General features: G+C 70.6%; 18 protein-coding genes, 1 tRNA gene and 1 pseudogene. 12 read left to right on the top strand and 8 right to left on the bottom strand.

What is annotated here, in order from left to right; translation table 11 throughout:
• Window positions 1–221 precede the first annotated feature (221 nt).
• Window positions 222–294 (top strand) — tRNA-Ala (locus FK219_RS10450).
• 49 nt (window positions 295–343) lie between these two features.
• Here FK219_RS10450 and FK219_RS10445 read toward each other — a convergent pair.
• Window positions 344–1,520 (bottom strand): annotated as a pseudogene (locus FK219_RS10445) (IS481 family transposase).
• Window positions 1,521–1,778: 258 nt separating this feature from the next.
• Between FK219_RS10445 and pdxH the strand changes: the two are divergent.
• Together pdxH and FK219_RS10435 are read left to right on the top strand one after the other, a co-directional pair.
• Window positions 1,779–2,468, top strand: coding sequence for a pyridoxamine 5'-phosphate oxidase (pdxH, locus tag FK219_RS10440; protein WP_152582650.1), 690 nt, complete (start codon window positions 1,779–1,781; stop codon window positions 2,466–2,468).
• A 128-nt stretch (window positions 2,469–2,596) separates the two neighbouring features.
• The gene (locus FK219_RS10435; protein ID WP_152582649.1) at window positions 2,597–3,670 is read left to right on the top strand and encodes an LLM class flavin-dependent oxidoreductase; all 1,074 of its coding nucleotides are present in this window, start codon (window positions 2,597–2,599) and stop codon (window positions 3,668–3,670) included.
• Window positions 3,671–3,686: 16 nt separating this feature from the next.
• Here FK219_RS10435 and FK219_RS10430 read toward each other — a convergent pair whose 3' ends face one another.
• Window positions 3,687–4,052, bottom strand: a complete 366-nt coding sequence (locus FK219_RS10430) for a rhodanese-like domain-containing protein (protein ID WP_152582648.1) — start codon at window positions 4,050–4,052, stop codon at window positions 3,687–3,689.
• Window positions 4,053–4,161: 109 nt separating this feature from the next.
• On the opposite strand from FK219_RS10430, the gene FK219_RS10425 reads away from it, so the two are divergent.
• Window positions 4,162–5,538 carry an MFS transporter gene (locus tag FK219_RS10425; protein WP_152582647.1) on the top strand — a complete coding sequence of 459 codons (1,377 nt, stop codon included), beginning with the start codon at window positions 4,162–4,164 and terminating at the stop codon, window positions 5,536–5,538.
• On the opposite strand, the gene FK219_RS10420 is transcribed toward FK219_RS10425, so the two are convergent.
• Window positions 5,521–6,351, bottom strand: coding sequence for a UbiA family prenyltransferase (locus FK219_RS10420; RefSeq protein WP_152582646.1), 831 nt, complete (start codon window positions 6,349–6,351; stop codon window positions 5,521–5,523). The two genes, FK219_RS10425 and FK219_RS10420, sit on opposite strands and share 18 nt — an antisense overlap.
• A 41-nt stretch (window positions 6,352–6,392) precedes the next feature.
• On the opposite strand from FK219_RS10420, the gene FK219_RS10415 reads away from it, so the two are divergent.
• Entirely contained in the window at window positions 6,393–7,625 is a 1,233-nt protein-coding gene (locus tag FK219_RS10415) for a glycoside hydrolase family 3 N-terminal domain-containing protein (RefSeq protein WP_152582645.1), read from the top strand.
• A gap of 73 nt (window positions 7,626–7,698) precedes the next feature.
• Here the strand turns inward: FK219_RS10415 and FK219_RS10410 are convergent, their stop codons facing one another.
• Window positions 7,699–7,950 carry a hypothetical protein gene (locus FK219_RS10410; protein WP_152582644.1) on the bottom strand — a complete coding sequence of 84 codons (252 nt, stop codon included), beginning with the start codon at window positions 7,948–7,950 and terminating at the stop codon, window positions 7,699–7,701.
• Between the two features lie 353 nt (window positions 7,951–8,303).
• Here FK219_RS10410 and FK219_RS10405 point away from each other — a divergent pair, with 353 nt between their 5' ends.
• Both FK219_RS10405 and FK219_RS10400 read left to right on the top strand, forming a co-directional pair.
• Window positions 8,304–9,536: a phosphotransferase family protein gene (locus FK219_RS10405; protein ID WP_152582643.1), complete on the top strand. Its 1,233-nt coding sequence runs from the start codon at window positions 8,304–8,306 to the stop codon at window positions 9,534–9,536.
• A 78-nt stretch (window positions 9,537–9,614) separates the two neighbouring features.
• Window positions 9,615–10,022: a hypothetical protein gene (locus FK219_RS10400; protein ID WP_152582642.1), complete on the top strand. Its 408-nt coding sequence runs from the start codon at window positions 9,615–9,617 to the stop codon at window positions 10,020–10,022.
• A 14-nt stretch (window positions 10,023–10,036) separates the two neighbouring features.
• Here the strand turns inward: FK219_RS10400 and FK219_RS10395 are convergent, their stop codons facing one another.
• The 4 genes from FK219_RS10395 to FK219_RS10380 form a co-directional block, all read right to left on the bottom strand.
• Window positions 10,037–10,708 (bottom strand): response regulator transcription factor, encoded by a 672-nt coding sequence (locus FK219_RS10395; RefSeq protein ID WP_152582641.1) that lies wholly within the window; start codon window positions 10,706–10,708, stop codon window positions 10,037–10,039.
• Window positions 10,705–12,210, bottom strand: coding sequence for a sensor histidine kinase (locus FK219_RS10390; RefSeq protein ID WP_152582640.1), 1,506 nt, complete (start codon window positions 12,208–12,210; stop codon window positions 10,705–10,707). Before FK219_RS10390 ends, FK219_RS10395 begins: the two co-directional genes overlap by 4 nt.
• A 76-nt stretch (window positions 12,211–12,286) precedes the next feature.
• On the bottom strand, window positions 12,287–12,748 hold the full coding sequence (locus tag FK219_RS10385) for a hypothetical protein (RefSeq protein WP_152582639.1): 462 nt from the start codon (window positions 12,746–12,748) through the stop codon (window positions 12,287–12,289).
• 79 nt (window positions 12,749–12,827) lie between these two features.
• Complete coding sequence (locus FK219_RS10380; RefSeq protein ID WP_152582638.1) at window positions 12,828–13,871, bottom strand: App1 family protein; 1,044 nt, start codon at window positions 13,869–13,871, stop codon at window positions 12,828–12,830.
• A 113-nt stretch (window positions 13,872–13,984) separates the two neighbouring features.
• On the opposite strand from FK219_RS10380, the gene FK219_RS10375 reads away from it, so the two are divergent.
• The 5 genes from FK219_RS10375 to FK219_RS10355 all read left to right on the top strand — a co-directional run bounded on the left by FK219_RS10375 (window position 13,985) and on the right by FK219_RS10355 (window position 17,956).
• On the top strand, window positions 13,985–14,626 hold the full coding sequence (locus tag FK219_RS10375) for a TetR family transcriptional regulator (protein ID WP_152582637.1): 642 nt from the start codon (window positions 13,985–13,987) through the stop codon (window positions 14,624–14,626).
• 167 nt (window positions 14,627–14,793) lie between these two features.
• Window positions 14,794–15,618: an ABC transporter ATP-binding protein gene (locus FK219_RS10370; protein ID WP_152582636.1), complete on the top strand. Its 825-nt coding sequence runs from the start codon at window positions 14,794–14,796 to the stop codon at window positions 15,616–15,618.
• Window positions 15,615–16,286: an ABC transporter permease gene (locus tag FK219_RS10365; protein WP_152582635.1), complete on the top strand. Its 672-nt coding sequence runs from the start codon at window positions 15,615–15,617 to the stop codon at window positions 16,284–16,286. The genes FK219_RS10370 and FK219_RS10365 overlap by 4 nt, the downstream gene beginning before the upstream one ends.
• The gene (locus tag FK219_RS10360; protein ID WP_328821674.1) at window positions 16,232–17,020 is read left to right on the top strand and encodes an ABC transporter permease; all 789 of its coding nucleotides are present in this window, start codon (window positions 16,232–16,234) and stop codon (window positions 17,018–17,020) included. The genes FK219_RS10365 and FK219_RS10360 overlap by 55 nt, the downstream gene beginning before the upstream one ends.
• A 15-nt stretch (window positions 17,021–17,035) precedes the next feature.
• Window positions 17,036–17,956, top strand: coding sequence for an ABC transporter substrate-binding protein (locus FK219_RS10355; RefSeq protein WP_152582674.1), 921 nt, complete (start codon window positions 17,036–17,038; stop codon window positions 17,954–17,956).
• The last annotated feature ends 19 nt before the right edge of the window (window positions 17,957–17,975 follow it).

The raw sequence follows: 17,975 nt of genomic DNA, 5'->3' as shown, positions 1-17,975 counted from the left end.
ACTGGCTCATGAGGTCTTCGCCGGCGCGCGCCCAGGCGGCGAACTCGCGGGCGCGCTCGGGCGGCACGGAGCGGGTGATCGACACGGTCACGGGGGTCGCGGTCATGCCCCTATCCAACACCGTGGCGGGGCGCCGGATGCTCGGCCGACGTGAATTGGTGGGCACCGGGTCGGTGTACTACTCTTGTCGAGTTGTCCCCGGCGAGAGCCGGGTTAGCCACGGGCCTGTGGCGCAGCTGGTAGCGCACCTGCATGGCATGCAGGGGGTCAGGGGTTCGAGTCCCCTCAGGTCCACACTGTGATGAGTCGCGACATAGGTCTCATCTGAGTCGCGACATGGGTCTCATTTGCTCGGCCATCGGCCGGCGCTTTTGGTCGTGTTGCGCCAGTAGCTTCGAGTGGGGTCGATGCTGTTGCGGGCGATCACCTCGCCGGTGTCGAGGTGGACGACGGTGACGGTGGTGTCGTCGATGAGGGCCAGGATCCGTTTGCGTCGGTGCTCGACGCCGATCCCGAGGTGGTGCATGCGTCCGGCGCGGCGCAGGCTCACTTTTCCGTCGTCTGCGACGTGGTCGTAGCGAACCCGATAGTGGGGTTCTGCCGTCGTGGTTGCTGGGGTGGCTTTGGCGGTGGCCCGGTAGGCGGTGGCGGGCGTGGCGCGGTCGTTGGCTCGGTGCGGGCGGCGCTCGTTGTAGTGGTCGCGGAATCTGTCGAGTTGTTCTTGCAGGTCGCGGATCGTGTCGGCGCAGGGCTGCTTGGCCAGCCACCGCTTCAGGGTCTGATGGAACCGTTCGATCTTGCCTTGCGTTTGAGGGTGGGAGGCGGAGCCGTTCTTTTGCCTCACACCTTGCAGGGCCAGGACGTATTCGAAGGCGTTTTTGCCGCCGGTGAAGCGGGAGGTGAAGACGCTGCCGTTATCGGTCAGGGTGGAGGCGGGGATGCCGTGTAGGTCGGTGACGCGCAGGAAGTCGGTCACGACCAGGTCGCCGGTGATGCGGCTGGCTGCGGTGCAGCCTAGGAGGTAGCGGGAGTGGTCATCGAGCCAGTTCAGGATCTCCACGTCGGTGCCATCGGCCAGGCGCCAGTGGGTGAAGTCGGATTGCCAGGTCTCGTTGGGTTGGGCTGCCTGGAATCGTATGTAGGAGCTGCGGGGTCTTTTGCGCGGCTCGGGGGTGATGAGGCCGGCAGTGTGCAGGATGCGACGGATCGTTGATGTCGACGGTGGCCGGTGGCCTTCGCGCTCGAGGTGCCAGGCGATGGTCAGCGGGCCAGCATCGAGTCCTTGCGCGGTCAGCTCCAGGCGTAGTTCCACGACACGCTCGCGCACCAACTGGGTGGTCGCGGTCGGGTTCGAGTGGGGTCGCCGCGGCCGTGGGTCGACGGCGTCCAAACCGTTGTCGCGGTAGCGGGCCGTCGAGGCGGTGTATGTGGCGTCGGGATACCCCATAGCGTTCAGCGGCGGCGCTGATGGTGAGCTCTTTCGCGATGATCTTCAGGACCACGACCCGGTTCTTCGACATGAGGGCGACTGTGACCTATGTCGCGACTCATCAGGGACGTATCAAGTTGGGACCTATGTCATGAACTCAGACACCCTCAGGTCCACCATTTCCATCACTCTCGTGGACGCCGCGGGCGCGTGCGACCGCACTGTGCCAACAACTGTGCGCGTTCGTGGCAACTGTGGCCGCTCGTGCCGACACAGTTGCCACGTACCGGCACGAACGCTGGGCCGAGGTCGGGGCGACTTCTCGGCCGGCGCCGCCTACGCTGACGGCATGAGCGAGAACCCCGCCACACCGTCGAACCCCGATCCTGACGACCTCACCGCGGCGCTGAGCACGCACACCGACTACGGGGTCGAGAAGCTCGAGGAGGCCGACGCGGCCGCCGACCCGGTCACGCAGTTTCGTGCGTGGCTCGCCGAGGCGGCCGAGCGCGAGGTGTACGAGCCGAACGCCATGGTCGTCGGCACGGTCGATCCGGATGGCGCACCCTCGGTGCGCACGGTGCTGTTGCGCGGCGTCGACGAGCGCGGGTTCGAGTTCTACACCGACTACACCTCGCGCAAGGGCCGGGCGCTGCTGGCGACCCCGGGCATCTCGGCGGTGTTCCCTTGGTACTCGCTGCATCGGCAGGTCATTCTCTACGGCGAGGCGCGGCCGGTCGAGCAGCAGACGAGCGACGACTACTTCGCGAACCGGCCGCGCGGCGCGCAAGTGGCGGCGTGGGCGAGCGACCAGTCGCAGCCCATCGACGGGCGCGAGGGTCTCGAGCGCAAGGTGCGCGAGGCCGAGGAGCGCTTCGAGGGCGTCGAGACGGTGCCGCGGCCCGAGCGCTGGGGCGGCTTTCGCATCGTGCCGCACCGCGTCGAGTTCTGGCAGGGCCGCACGTCGCGCCTGCACGACCGGCTCGTCTACACGCGCGACGCGAGCGGGGAGTGGGCGCTGGGGCGCCTGCAACCGTGACGGGTGCGCGGGAATAGCAGCGCGCATCCTCGCGTTCGTGATGTCAATGCGTGTGAATTGACTGCAAGTCAACGGCACGACGCGATTAGGAACGTGAGCGGACACCCCGCTCGGGACGGACAGAAACGATGAGCACTGCAGACGCCGCCACGAGCGGTTCCCTCGAATTCGGGCTCGAGACCTTCGGCGACCGCAGCAAGGAGTCGAGCGGCGAGTACGTCAGCTACCCGCAGGTGATCCGCGACGTCGTCGAGGAAGGCGTTCTCGCCGACCGGGTCGGCGTCGACTTCTTCGGCATCGGCGAGCACCACCGCGACGACTTCGCCGTCTCCGCGCCCGACGTCGTGCTCACGGCGATCGCCGCGCAGACTGAGCGCATCAAGCTCGGCACTGCCGTGACTGTGCTGAGCTCCGACGACCCCATCCGCGTGCACCAGCGCTTCGCGACGCTCGACGCCGTCTCGAACGGTCGCGCCGAGATCATCATGGGGCGCGGCTCGTTCACCGAGTCCTTCCCGCTGTTCGGCCTTGCGCTGCAGGACTACGAGGTGCTCTTCGAGGAGAAGCTCAACCTCTTCGCCGAGGTCGTCAAGGAGCAGCCCGTCACCTGGGAGGGCACCATCCGCCCGCCGCTCAACGGCGTGCAGGTCTACCCGACGACGGAGAGCGGCAGCATCCGCACCTGGGTCGGCGTGGGCGGCAGCCCCGAGTCTGTCGTGCGCGCCGCCCGATACGGCTTCCCCCTCATGCTCGCGATCATCGGCGGCGAGCCCGCGCGCTTCGCGCCGTATGTAGACCTCTACCACCGCGCGCTCACCCAGCTCGAGCAGCCCCTGCAGCCCATCGGCGTGCACTCGCCCGGCTACGTCGCCGACACCGACGAGCAGGCAGCGGAAGAGCTGTGGCCGCACTACGAGGTCATGTACTCGCGCATCGGTCGCGAGCGCGGCTGGGGCCCCACCTCGCGGGCCCAGTTCGACTCGGAGATCGCCCACGGCTCGCTCTACGTCGGCTCGCCCGAGACCGTCGCGCGCAAGATCGCCGCGACCGTCACGGGGCTGGGCGTGCAGCGCTTCGACATGAAGTACAGCACCGGCCCGATGAGCCACGACAAGCTCATGCACGCGATCGAGCTCTACGGCACGCAGGTCATGCCGCGCGTGCGCGAGCTCGGGGCCGAGGCATCTGCCGTCTCCGCCTGAGCAAGCGGCGCCGCGCTCAGTCGGTGATGATCGGGATGCCCGTGGCCGCAGCCGCGCTCTCGACGCTGCCGCCGTTGGTGAGGTCGGTGAAGCCGAGCGCCTCCATGCGCGCGATGGCCTGACCCGAGCGGTTGCCGGTGCGGCAGTAGACGACGTACGCGGCGTCGGGGTCGAGCTCGGCGACGCGCGCGTCGAAGTCGGCGGCCTGCACGTCGACGTTGAGGGCGCCCTCGAGGTGGCCGGAGGCGAACTCGCCCGGGGTGCGTACGTCGAGCAGCACGGTGCCCTCCTCGAGGTCGATCGGCTCGGCGCTCGGGGCGCAGGCCGCGAGGCCGAGAGCGAGGGTGAGGCTGAGGGCGAGGGTGCTGATGGTGCGGCGCATGGCGGGTCTCCATTTCGAGGGGCTGGCCCCCCAGAGTACACTAAATACCCCTCAGGGTATCTGGAACAAGCGCTTCTACTTGCACTTCGCCTGTGATTGACTCGTCCGTGTGAACACCCTCAACCGCCGCGCGCTCGCCGTCGCGATTTTCGCCGCCTTCGTTGCGTTCCTCGACGGCACCGTCATCAACGTGGCCCTGCCCGCCATCACCGACGAGCTCGGCGGCGGCCTGCCCGTGCAGCAGTGGGTCGTCGACGCGTACCTCATCACCCTCGGTGCGCTCATCCTGCTCGCCGGCTCGCTCAGCGACCTCTTCGGCCGCGTCGCCATTCTGCGCATCGGGCTCATCGGCTTCGGCGTCACCTCGATCGCGTGCGGTCTCGCCCCCACGGCGGAGCTGCTCATCGTCGCGCGCGCCGCGCAGGGCGTCGCCGGCGCGCTACTCGTGCCGAGCTCGCTCGCGCTCATCATGAGCACCCACCGCGGCGCGACGCAGGCGAAGGCGATCGGCATCTGGACGGCGTGGACGTCGGCCGCCTTCCTCGCCGGGCCCCTCATCGGCGGCGTGCTCACCGACCTCGCCAGCTGGCGGTGGGTGTTCGTCATCAACGTCATCCCCATCGCTGTGACGCTCGTGCTCATGCTGCCCATGCGCAACGAGCCCGCCGAGACGCGCGTGCCCATCGACTACCCCGGAGCGCTGCTCGGCGCGGTCGGGCTCGGCGGGCTCGTCTTCGGGCTGATCGAGCAGGCCAACTACGGCTGGGGCGACCCGATCGTGCTCGTGCCGCTCATCATCGGAGTGCTGTGTCTCGCGGGCTTCCTCGTCCGCGAGCGTCGAGCCGCGCATCCCATGCTGCCTCTCGGGCTCTTCCGCTCGCGCAACTTCGCCGTCGGCAACCTCGCGACCGTCACCATCTACGCCGCCCTCGCGGTCGGGTCGCTCGTCATCGTCATCTACCTGCAGCAGGGCATCGGCCTCTCGGCAACGCTGGCGGGGCTCGTGCTGCTGCCCGTCACGATCTTCAACATCGCCCTCTCCTCCTGGTTCGGCACGCTCGCCGGGCGGTACGGGCCGCGGTGGTTCATGGCCGGCGGGCCGGCGCTCGCCTCGGTCGGCTTCCTCCTCATGCTCGCGATCGACGAGCCCTTCGACTTCGTGACGCAGGCACTGCCCGGCGTGCTGCTCTTCGGGCTGGGGCTCACCATGACGATCGCGCCGCTCACCTCGGCGATCCTCGGCGCGATCGATCCGCGGCAGTCGGGCATCGCCTCGGCGACCAACAATGCCGTCTCGCGCGTCGCCGGGCTCATCGCGATCGCCGTGCTCGGCCTCGTCATCGGCACCGAGGTGGACGGCGCGTGGTTCGACCGCGCGCTCATCCTGTGCGCGGCACTGCTCGCCGCGGGCGCGATCACCTCGGCGATCGGCATTCGCAACGAGGTCGTGCCCGACGACGAGAAGGTGTCAGCCGAGAATCGCTGACCCGGCGCCCGCGAGCGTCGCGACCGCGGTGAGCGCCGAGGCCATGATGATGCGGAAGAGCGCGCGCGAGCCGGGCAGGCGGGCCACGACGACGAGCCCCGCCACGAGGAGCACCGCCGAAGCGGCCAGGCCCGCGATGCCGAGAGGGCTGAGGGTCGGCGGCCCGAGCGCGCCGAGCGCCGCCGCGATCGCGAGCGCCAGCAGGGCCACGACGCCCGACCCGCGGGCGCCGAGCGCGTGCGGCAGCGAGCGGATGCCGTGCCGCGCGTCATCCGCGAGATCGGGCAGCACGTTCGCCACGTGGGCGGCGAGGCCGAGCATCCCGCCGATGCCGATCGCCCACCACGCCGCCGGCTGCGGCGCCTCGCGCGCCAAGGTCACGATGAGCGGCAGGCTCGCGAAGCCGACCACGTAGCAGGCGGTCGCCCAGAAGGTGCGCTTGAGTCCCGCGTTGTAGGCCCAGCCGGAGGCGAGGAAGACCAGGTGCGCGGCGGCGGCGGCCAGGCCGAGCAGGAGCGAGAGCGCGATCGAGACGACGGCGCTCGCCACCGCCCACACGAGCAGGGCGCGGGGGGAGATGTCGCCGCGCACCGTCGGCTTGTCGGCTCGCGCGGCATCGCGGTCCCGCTCGGCGTCGAGCGAGTCGTTCGACCACGCCACCGACAGCTGGTTGGCGAGAATGACGGCGCCGAGCAGCGCGACGCGCTCGAGCGGCAGGCCCGAGACGACGCCGAGCGCTCCGGCGACCACGGTGACGACGATGCTCGGCCCCGGGTGCGCGGAGCCCAGCAGGGCACGCGCGCGAGTCAGCATGCGGCCATCGTATGTCGACTCGCCCGGGCTACCATCGTCAGATGCGACGACGCTCGAGCCGACCGCGCGCTCTCCTCGCCGCCGCGGCCGCCCTCGCCGTGCTCGCCGTCGCCGGCTGCGTCTCCTACGAGGCGGCGCCGCGCGCTCCCGAGGCGCGGGCCGCCGGGGCGCCGCCGCTGCTCGACCCGACCGTTCTCTACGTCGACCAGCGGCTGGCCGACATGACCCTGCGGCAGAAGCTTGCCGCACAGGTCATGATCCATGTGCCCGGCACGGATGCGTCACGCATCCGGTCGGTCGTGGAGCGGCACGGCTTCGGCGGCGTCATCCTCATGGGCGACAACGTCGGCGGCTCGGCCGCGACCGTCTCGAGACTCACGGCCGCGCTGCACGCCGAGCCGGGCCTACCGATCCTCACCGCCATCGACCAGGAGGGCGGCATCGTGCGTCGACTCCTGGCCGACGTCGCGCCGGCCGGCCGCGCCCTGTGGTCGGCGCCGCCCTCCGCGTCGGAGGCCGCCTTTCGTGAGAGGGCGGGGCTCGTCGACCGGGCCGGCGTGCTCATCAACTTCGGCGTGGTCGCGGACGTCTCGCCGGACGGCTCGAGCTTCATCGGCCCGCGCACGCTCGGCGAATCGCCCACCGCGAGCGCCGACCGGGTCGCGGCCGCCGTGCGCGGTGAGAGCGGCGCCGCGCTCTCCACGCTCAAGCACTTTCCCGGGCACGGGGCGAGTCCTGACGATTCGCACGTGAGCGTGCCCCGCTCGAGCATCAGCCTCGAGGAGTGGCGGCGCACGCACGCCGTGCCCTTCATCGCGGGCATCGAGGCGGGGGCCCCGCTCGTCATGACCGGCCACTTGCAGTTCGACCGCATCAGCGCCGTGCCCGCGACCCTCTCGAGCGAGTGGATCACGATCCTGCGCGAGGAGCTCGGCTTCGACGGCATCGTCGTGACCGACGACATGCTCATGCTGCAGCGCTCGGGCCTCGCCGAGTACGCCGACCCCGAGCGCAATGCCGTGCGCGCCCTCGCCGCCGGCAACGACCTGCTGCTCTACGTACTGCCCGGCGACCCCCGATCGGTCGGCATCGACCCCGAGTCCCTCCTGGATGCTCTGGTCGCCTCGGTCGAAGAAGGCACCGTCTCGCAGGCCTCGGTCGACGACTCCGTGCGGCGCCTCATCAGCACCCGGCGCGCGGCATCGGGCGAGACGGGGCCGTATCGAGACTGCGGCCCGAAGTGCTGGGGCGAGTCGGCCCGCGGGCAGGAGTAGGCGCGGCCGGCTGGTGCGCGGCTGCTGCGCGGGTTCTGTGCGGCGGCTTCTGCGCGCGCCGGCACGTGGCGCTCTACAGGGTGGGCAGCTCGAGCGCGTCGACGCGCTCGAGCGAGTTCTCGCCCACGCCGCGGGGGGCGACCTCGCTCGCGAGAGCGGGAGCGGTCGCCGAGAACGTGACGAGGATGGCGCCGCCGACGATCGCGAGCGTGGAGAGTCCCGTCAGGGCTGCGGTGACGGGTGTGAGGCGGCGGTGCCGCTCGAGGGAGACGACGATAGCGCCGACGAGGATGAGAGTGACGGCGGTGACGAGAAGTGCGGGCATGGTGACGGCCCTTCCTTTCGGGTGAAGGATGAACCGTCCCCGGTTCTCTGCCGCTCCTATGCGGGTGTCAGCACCGGGTGGTGCGGGCGACCCGTGGGGGGCGGGTGCCGAAGGGGTGGGTCTCGCGGGTATGGAGTGGGGGTGTGGAGTTGGGGTGTGGTGCGCTCGCAATGTCCGCCAAAGGGGGGACACGACGTGTACACCCTACGCCGGTGCCCGCCTGCTCTCCAGCAATCGCGGCCCCCCACGTCGGGGGAGGGGTGAGTCGGTGTGAGTACTGGACCGACAACCGCCGCGTCAACCCGGTGCGGCGAATTGACGTGCTGACCGAGACATCCGACAGAATGTGAACGATGTCGACGACCGCGCGCCCCCTTCCGCACCACGACGTGCTCACCGCCGTGGCGTCGTCCCTCGGCTCCACGCTCGGCGACGTGACGGCACTGCAGGTGGAGCCGACCGGCCAAGGCTTCACCCACGGGTACCGGGTCTCGCTCACCGACGCGGGCGGCAAGGCCGCCGACCACACGGTGTTCGTCGAGACCTCGCCCCCTGACACGACGCGGCCCGGGGTGCTCACGCTCACCCAGCCGGGTACGGGTGACCGCGTCGATGTCTGGGTGTACCCCGCCGACCCCGCCCTGCCGGCGCTGCGCACCGCGGTCTATGCCGAAGCGGCAGGAGTCGTGCTGGGCCGCCTCGGCCTGCCCGTCGATGACCTCAAGGTCTCCCTCGCTGCCTACCGGCCCGGCAAGCGCGCGGTCGTGCGGGTCGACACCTCGGGCACCGCGTACTTCCTCAAGGTCGTGCGACCCTCGACGGCCGAGCCCCTGCAGCGCAAGCACACGCAGTGGCGCCAGCACGGAGTGCCCGTGCCTTCGGCGCTCGGGTGGAGCGAGGAGGGGCTCGTGGCCCTCGAAGCCCTCGCCGGGGCCGAGCTCATCAGCGTCCTCGACCGGGCGACCGACCCGCGCGCGCTCCTCGACGAGCTCGAGCGCCTCGTCGTGCAGATCGCGTCGGTGCCCTCCGAAGCGCCCGCGCGCTCCTCGCTCGTGCGTCGCCTCGACTGGTACGAGGAGCGCCTGCTCGACCAGCTGCCCGACCACGACTCGCGCATCGAACGCACGTCGCGGGCGATCGCCGCCCGGTATCGCGCGGGAGGCGAACCGCCCCCTTCGCGCACGGTGCACGGCGATCTGCACCTCGCGCAGTTGCTGGTCGACCCGAGCGAGCCGAGCCGCATCACGGGCGTGCTCGATATCGACACCTCCGGGTGGGGCGACCCGGCCGATGACGCCGCAGCACTCTACGCCCACCTCATCGCGACCGTCGTCCACGACGGCGGCAGCGCGGCCACCGTGCGTGCTCGCCGCAGCTCGGTGCTCGCCGACGGGTGGCGGCGGCGCTGGTTCGGCTCCCGCGAGCCGGGTTTCGCCGACCGTGCTCACGCGATCGCGGGCACCCAGCTGCTCGGTCACGCGCTCGCGCGCTCCGCGGCAGGGTCGGAGGATGCACAGCTGCTGCTCGAGCGAGCGGAGCGCATCGTGACCGCCGACGAGCGGCCGCTCACCACCTCCACCTGGTAGCGGCCCGAGCCGCAGAGCGGCCGCCTCCGTGAGAGAACTCTCACCCACGAGCCGGGCTGGGCCGTCGATACTGGAAGCATGACCGCCTCGCCGACCGGAACGCCACGATCGCACAGCGCCGCACGCGGCTGGCTCGCCGTCGGCGCAGCCTCGGCGCTCGGGCTCGGTCTCGTCGCCGCCAGTGCCGCCTCGATCGCGGGGGCCATGCCGCTCGTAGACTCGACGACCGAGTCGTCCGTTCCCCCTATCTCGAGCATCGCCCTCGAGGAGGTCAAGGGCGTCGGCGGTGCCGGAGCGAGCGCGGGTGCGACCCCGACGGCCTCTCCGACGGCAACCCCCACCCCGAGCCCCAGTTCGGCACCCGAGGTCGTGCAGGCACCGGCACCTGCGCCGCAACCGGTCGCCCCCGCACCCGCGGCGAGCCCGGCCTCGGTCGACAGCCCGGCGTCGGTCGACAGTCCCGCCTCGGCCGACTCCGCCGATTGAGGGCTTCAGCAGCGTCAGCCCGCGGAGGCCAATCGATAGCCCATGCCCCGCACCGTCTCGATGCGGTCGGCGCCGATCTTGGCGCGCAGGTAGCGCACGTAGACGTCGACGACGTTCGAACCCGGGTCGAAGTCGAACCCCCAGACTCGGCTGAGCAGCTGCTCGCGTGAGAGCACCTGGTCGGGGTGGCGCAGAAACTGCTCGGCGAGCCCGAACTCGCGCGCCGAGAGGTCGAGAGTGGCGCCGTCGACCGTGATGCGCCGTGCGCGCAGGTCGAGAGTGATCTCGCCGTGCCGCAGCACGGTCTCCGCCGCGCCCTGCTGGCCGGCTTCACGTAAGCGCACGCGGATGCGCGCGAGCAGCTCGTCGAACTTGAAGGGCTTCGGCAGGTAGTCGTTCGCGCCGCCGTCCAGGCCCGTGACGGTGTCGTCGACGCTCGTGCGGGCCGTGAGCATGATGACCGGAGTGGTCGCGCCGCCCGCCCGGAAGCGGCGCAGTACCTCGAAGCCGTCGAGCCCCGGCAGCCCGACATCGAGCAGCACCAGATCGAACGACCCCGTCGCGAGGTAGTCGAGCGCGCTCCGTCCGTCCGTGACGACCGTCGTCGTGTAGCCCGCGGCGGTGAGGCCCTTCTCCACGAAGGTCGAGATGCGCGCCTCGTCCTCGACGACCAGAATGCTGCTCACGGTTCACTCCTGGAGTGTTCGGTGCCGTCGAAGCCGGCCGCGGGCGGGGGAGGGGCATCCTGCTCGGCCTCCGTGGGCACGACGATGCCGAAGCGGGCGCCGGCCTCCGAGCTGTCGAGCGTCACGTAGCCGCCGTGAGCGCGCGCGATCGCGGCGACGATCGGAAGGCCCAGCCCCGAGCCGGCGATGCCGCGCCCGGTATCGGCGCGGCCGAACCGCTCGAAGATGCGCTCCTCTGCGCCCTCCGGAATGCCCGGGCCCTCGTCGGCGACCCAGAACTCGACCGCCGTGGCATACGCCGTGCTGCCGAGGCGGATCGTCGACCCCGGCGGTGAGTACTTGGCCGCGTTGTCGGCGAGCTGCAACCAGGCCTGGGTGAGCCGCGAGGGGGAGAGGAGGGCGATCGCCTCCGCTGACTCCGCGAGCTGCCAGTCGTGACCGCTCATCGCCGTGGCCTTGCTGAAGACCAGAGCCGTGAAATCGGCCACATCGGTCGGCTCGGTGAGCAGCTGCGCCTTCTCGGCGCGGGCGAGCGCGTCGATGTCTTCGACGAGCTCGCTCATGCGGTCGAGCTCGTCGATCGCGATCTGGCGCGCGGAGTCGACATCGGCGGGGCTGCTCGCGTCCATGAGCTCGAGGTGCCCGCGCACGATCGTCAGAGGGGTCTTGAGCTCGTGCCGCACGTCATCGAGCAGTTGGCGCTGTGCGGTGAGCGAGTCGTCGAGCCGCTCGAGCATCGCGTTCACGGTCTCCGTGAGGGCGGAGACGTCGTCGTTGCCGTGAACGGGAATGCGCTCGCTCAGGTCTTCCGCCGTGATGCGCGAGGCCGTCTCGGTGAGATGCCGCAGCGGGGCGAGAAGCCGGCCGGCGACGAACCAGCCGGCGACGCCGATGGCCGCAAGGGAGAGCACGGCGAGACCAGCGTAGGTCAGGAAGGCGCCGCCGACCTCGTCGACCGCGGCCTGAGCATCCACAGCCGTCACGTAGACGCCCACCTGATCGTCGCCCGTCACCGAGACGGGCGCGGCGATGTAGCGCAGCGTGCCGACCTGGGTCACCGCGGTGCCGAGCGTCACGACGCCGCTAGTGGCCTCCTGCCACGCCCGGTCGATGAAGACCGGGTCGTCCTCCAGGTGGAAGGCGATGCGCGTGCCCGGAATGAGGCGCGCCTCGCCGTCGATGAGGGCGACGCTGCTCTCGTTGCGCCCCGGCACGAGCCTCGACATGATCGCCGACAGTGCCTCCTCGACCGTCGCGAAGGCCGCCGGGTCGGTCTCGGGGGTCGCGGTCGCGGCGTCCTGGTTCGCCGTCGACTCGCCCGTGACGATCGCGCGGGCCGCTTCGACCGAGGAGATGAGCTCGGTGTCGATGCTCGCGAGCACGCGGTCTCGCTGGACGAGGTAGGCGCTCAGGCCCGCCACCGTCATGCCGAGCGCCGTGACGACGAGGATGACGGCGAGAATGCGCGAGCGCACCGAGACGCGGAGCAGGGGCGAGCGCATCCCCCCATTATCGGCGGTGCGCAGGCGAGCAGACCTCGCATGAGAGGACTCTCATGCGTCGGCGTCGGCGTCGGTGTCAGCGCCGGCGCCCGGTCGCGCGCACGAGGGCCTCGCGCTCGGCCCCGAGGCGGCGCAGGTCGTGCGCCGCACTGACCCGCAGCACTGTCGCACCGTCGGCGCGCGCGGTCGTGGCGCTCACGAGCAGCACGCGCGCTCGCAGGCTCTCCCGCAGGGCGGCGCTCGCCGCAGACCCGAGCAGGAGGCGCATACGCGCGGTGCCGTCGTCGAGCACCGCGGCCGCGTCCTCGTCGGCCGCGGGTACCTCACGCCGTCCCGCGACGACGACCTCCCGCCCGGGGGCGGCTTCGGCAACTGCGGCGAGCGCGATCGCCTCGGCCTCCTCGAGCAGCGCACGATAGGAGTCGAGCTCGACTGCCGCACCAGGGTCGGGAAGAACGGGCGCTGGCGGAATGTCGGCCTCGCTCGCGAACAGCACGGGATGCTCGGGGCCCGCCCTGCGCGTGAGGCGCTGCGCCATGGCCGCCCTCCTCGCCTCGTCACCGTGCCACTGTCGAACGTGTGTTCGATCGTAGCGCGTACACCTTCGCGGGGAGTGCTCAGCGGTAGCGGCGCAGAATCCCGACCTCGGCGAGCTTCTTTGCGAGCCCGGCGCCGTCGGGCGCCCACACCCACGGCGCCGCGCCCTCGGGTGCATCGATGTGCCGGCGCCCGCCCGCGAGAACGGCCTCGGGGGTGGAGAGCTGGCGGATGGCGACCGCGGCGACGTTCTCGGGGTGCGCCTCGGCGAAGGCCCGGTAGAGCTCCTCGTCGTGCTGCCCGTCGTCGCCGATGAGCACCCAGCTCACGGCGGGGAACTCGCGCGCGAGCCGCTCGAGGCTCTCGCGCTTGTGGTCTCGTCCGCTGCGGAAGAGTCGGTCGTGGGTCGGCCCCCAGTCGGTGAGCAGCAGGGTGCCCCGCGGGTAGAGATGCCGGCCCATGAAGCGGTCGAGGGTGGGGGCGACGTTCCAGGCGCCCGTGGAGAGGTACACGACGGGGCAGCCCGCGTGCTCCTGCGTGATGCGCTCCAGCAGCACGGCCATGCCCGGCACCGGTCGACGCGCGTGCTCGTCGAGCACGAAGGTGTTCCACGCGGCGAGGAAGGGCCGGGGGAGCGCCGTGACCATGACCGTATCGTCGATGTCGGAGAGCACCCCGAGCCGAGCATCCGGATTCACGACGTAGATGTTCGCGGTGACCGGTTCGGAGCCCTCGGTCTCGAGCGTGATCGTGCGCAGCCCCGGTGCGAGACTCACGGGAATCTCCGCGTCGACCACGCCGCCGCGATCGGCGTGCACCGTGATCTCCTGCCCGTCGGCGCGCACCGTCACGGCCGCGTCCGCGACCGGGATGCTCACGAAGCTGCGCCAGCCGCGGATCGACTTCTTCGCCGCCTTCGACGAGGTCTGCGGCCTCGTGAGGAGCACGCGGCACAGCACGCGGATCCAGTCGTCGTTGCCGTAGCCGCTATAGGGGATGACCGTCGGCACGAGTCCGCGCTTGCGGGCGCGCCGCTCGCGGAAGCGGTGGAAGCGGTCTTCGAGGCCCGAGGCCCAGGTCGCCCACCGGGAGGGCGCGGAGGGGTCCGGCGTCTCATCCGTCACGGCTCCAGTCTGTCAGAGCCCTTGAGCCCGAACGCGACGCACCCTGGGAGTTATGTGCGTTCTGCTCAGGTGGAGCGCTACTGTGGGCATCGGTCGAGCGAAAGGACCCCATCGTGTCGAACACAGATACCTACACTCTTCACCCCAGCGCTTCGGCGCTGATCCGCAACGAGCCCGTGCAGGCTCGCAGCACCGCGCGTCTCGCGACCCTGCTCGACTCCGCTGCCGCGGTGATCGACGAGATCGGCTACGAGAAGCTCACGACGGCCATGGTCGCCGAGCGCGCCGGTGCCTCCATCGGCACCGTCTACCGCTACTTCCCCGACCGCATCGCCGTGCTGCAGTCGCTCGCCTCGCGCAACCTCGAGCGGCTCATGGTGCGCGTCTCGGAGAAGCTCTCCCGCGCCGAGCACGCTTCTGCTCAGGATGCCCTGCTCGCCGTCGTCGACGTCATGGTCGACCTGTTCCGCACGGAGCCGGGCTTCCGCTCGCTGCGCGCGGGTGACGTGCTCGACCTGCTCCCGCCGACCACGGAAGAGCCCGCCTCGGTCGTCGTGGCCACCGCAGTGGGCGACGCTCTCGCCGAGCGGTTCGGCGTGGCCGACACCGCCGAGTTCCGCCTCGCGGTCGGCTCTGCGGTCGAGGTCGCCGACGCGCTCGTCGCTCGCGCCTTCGCGCGGTCGTCGTCCGGCGACGAGGCCCTGGTCGCGGAGGCGCGGCGCTCGGTCGCCGCGGTCGTCGCCGACCGTCTTTGAGCCGCGGGCGGCGCACCGACAACTGCCTGCACACTCTCTGAACGTAGGCTGAGCGGTACTGGACAACAGCCGAGAATGGGCGGGCCGGGTTTCGTCGTCGTCAGAGCAACCTGCTTGACTGAACGAGCGCTGAATAATGAGGTGCGCGCTGGCGTGAGGAGACCCGCATGATCGAGTTCCGCTCCATCTCGAAGACCTTCCCCGACGGCACGACCGCGGTCGACGACTTCAGCCTCCAGCTCCCCTCCCACCAGACGACGGTGTTCGTCGGGTCGAGCGGCTGCGGCAAGACGACCCTGCTGCGCATGATCAACCGCATGGTCGACGCCTCGAGCGGCGAGCTCGAGATCGACGGCGAGAACATCTCCACGATCGAGCCGGTGAAGCTGCGCCGCCGCATCGGCTACGTCATGCAGAACTCGGGCCTGCTGCCGCACCGCCGCGTGATCGACAACATCGCGACCGTGCCGCGTCTCAACGGGGTGCCCAAGAAGGAGGCGCACGCGCGCGCTCTCGAGCTCATGGACACCGTGGGGCTCGACCGCAGCATGGCCGAGCGCTACCCGGCGCAGCTCTCGGGCGGCCAGCAGCAGCGCGTCGGTGTCGCGCGCGGCCTCGCGGTCGACCCCAACATCCTCCTCATGGACGAGCCCTTCGGCGCCGTCGACCCCATCGTGCGCGCCGACCTGCAGCAGGAGCTGCTGCGCCTGCAGCGCGAGCTCGACAAGACGGTCGTCTTCGTCACCCACGACATCGATGAGGCGTTCCTCCTGGGCGACCAGGTCGTCATCCTCGAGAAGGGCGCGCGCATCGCGCAGAAGGGCTCGCCCGAGGAGATTCTCGCGAACCCCGCGAGCGACTTCGTGGCGAGCTTCATCGGCGCCGACCGCGGCAAGCGCGCGCTGAGCATTCGCGAAGTGGACGGTTCGAGCATCCTCGTCGATGGCGACGGCAACGTCGCCGGTGCGCTCACGGAGGAGGGCACGGCGTGACCTGGGTGTGGGAGAACCTCGACCTCATCGGCCGCCTCTCGCTCGAGCATCTTCGACTGAGCGCCATCCCGATTCTGCTCGGCTTCGTGCTCGCGGTGCCGCTCGGCTGGGTCGCCTACCGGTATCGCCTCACCCGCGGGCTCGTGCTCACCGTGGTGGGGCTGCTGTACACGATCCCCTCGCTCGCGCTCTTCGTGGCCCTCCCGCCGCTTCTGGGAATCCCCTACACGAGTGAGCTCAACGTGGTGATCGCGCTGACGATCTACGCGGTCGCCATCATGGCGCGATCGATCGCGGATGCTCTGGCCAGTGTCGACCTCGACATCAAGCAGGCGGCGACCGCCGTGGGGTACTCGCCCTGGCGCCGGTTCTGGGCGGTCGAGTTCCCCCTCGCCGGCCCCGTCGTGCTCGCTGGTGTGCGCGTCGTCGCCGTGAGCACGGTGAGCCTGCTCACGATCGGGGTCGTCATCGGCATCGACACGCTCGGCTACCTCTTCACGAACGGCTACCAGAGGGGCATCCTCGCCGAGGTGCTCTCCGGTGTGGTGGTCACCGTGCTCATCGCCCTCCTCATCGACCGAATCCTCGTCGCCCTGGGGCGGGCCCTCATGCCGTGGACACGCGCGACGGCGACGGCGCCGACGGTGCAGCAGGGAGCGGCCTCGTGAACCTCTTCTTCGACGCCTTCGCCTGGATCCTCGACCCCGCCAACTGGGAGGGCCGCGGCTCGATACCGCAGCGCATCGGCGAGCAGCTCTACTTCACGTTCGCGGCGATGGCCGTCGCCTCGGCGATCGCCGTGCCCCTCGGCTGGCTCATCGGCCACACCGGGCGCGGGCGCGACATCGCCGTCGCCATCACCGGCGCCGCGCGCGCACTGCCGTCGTTCGGCCTCCTGTTCCTCTTCGTCATGATCGCGGGCGTCCTCCTCCGCGAGCCGTCGACGATCTTCGTCCTCGTCCTCCTCGCGATCCCCCCGATTCTCGCCGGAGCGTATTCCGGTCTCGAGGTCATCGACCGACGGGTCGTCGACGCCGCCCGTGCGATGGGCATGACGGAGTGGCAGATCCTGTGGAAGGTCGAGGTGCCGCTCGGCCTGCCGCTCCTCATCGGCGGACTCCGCAGCGCTACCCTGCAGGTCGTGGCGACGGTCGTGCTCGTGGCCTTCCTCGGTCTGGGCGCGCTCGGCTTCGAGATCGTGCAGGGCATCGCCCTGCGCAGCTACGACCAAATGCTCGGCAGCGCGATCCTCATCATCGTGCTCGCCCTCCTGCTCGATGCGATCTTCGCGATCCTCGAGCGATTCGCGGTGCCGCGCGGTGTGCGCGCGGGCCGCATCCCAGACGTTCGCACGGCGTCATCCGGACGCCGCGCGACGGCGGAGGCTTCCGCCACCACCTAGGAAAGAGAGTGTGTGATGTTCACAGCAAGGAACAAGGGCCGGTTCGCGCTCGGCGCGACCGTGGTCGGGGTGTCATTGGCCCTGGCAGGGTGTGCAACGGGTGACCCGCTGGAGGAGCCGGACACGGGCTCTGACGGTGACATGTCGAGCGAGACGATCACCGTCGGTTCGCAGGCGTACTACTCGAACGAGATCATCGCCGAGATCTACGCGCAGGCACTGGAGGAGGCCGGCTTCGATGTCGACCGCAATTTCCAGATCGGCCAGCGCGACGCGTACATTCCCGCGATCGAGGGCGGCGAGGTCGACCTCTTCCCGGAGTACACAGGCAACCTGCTGCAGTTCTACAGCCCCGACACGACGGCGACGCAGTCGGACGACGTCTACGCCGAGCTGCAGGATGCCCTTCCCGAGGGCCTGCAGGTGCTCGACCAGTCCTCGGCGAGCGACCAGGACTCCTACAACGTGACCGCCGAGTTCGCCGAGGCGAACGGTCTCAGCTCGATCGGCGACCTCGCGGGTGTCGACGGGCTCGTGCTCGGCGGCTTCCCCGAGCTCGAGGAGCGCCCCTACGGCCCGACCGGCCTGCAGGACGTCTACGGTGTGACCGTCGAGTTCGAGGCGACCGGCGACACGACGGTGCCCGCGCTGCTCGACGGCCTCGTGAACGTGGCCAACGTCTTCAGCGCCGATCCCCGCATCGGCCAGAACGACCTCGTGACGCTCGACGACCCCGAGGGCCTCTTCCTGGCCTCGAACGTCGTGCCGCTCGCCTCGGCCGACCTCCCCGCGGAGGCCGCCGAGGTCATCAACGAGGTCAGTGCTGCGCTCACCGCGGAGGGTCTCGTGGCCCTCAACGTGCAGAGCACCGTCGACGAGGACTCGTCGGCCGTGATCGCGACGCAGTGGCTCACCGAGAACGGGTTCCTCGGCTAACCACTCCGCAGCATCCCGC

The sequence above is a fragment of the Microcella pacifica genome, assembly GCF_009371975.2.
Lineage (GTDB): Bacteria > Actinomycetota > Actinomycetes > Actinomycetales > Microbacteriaceae > Microcella > Microcella pacifica.
This window is presented reverse-complemented; position numbering and strand designations above follow the sequence as displayed.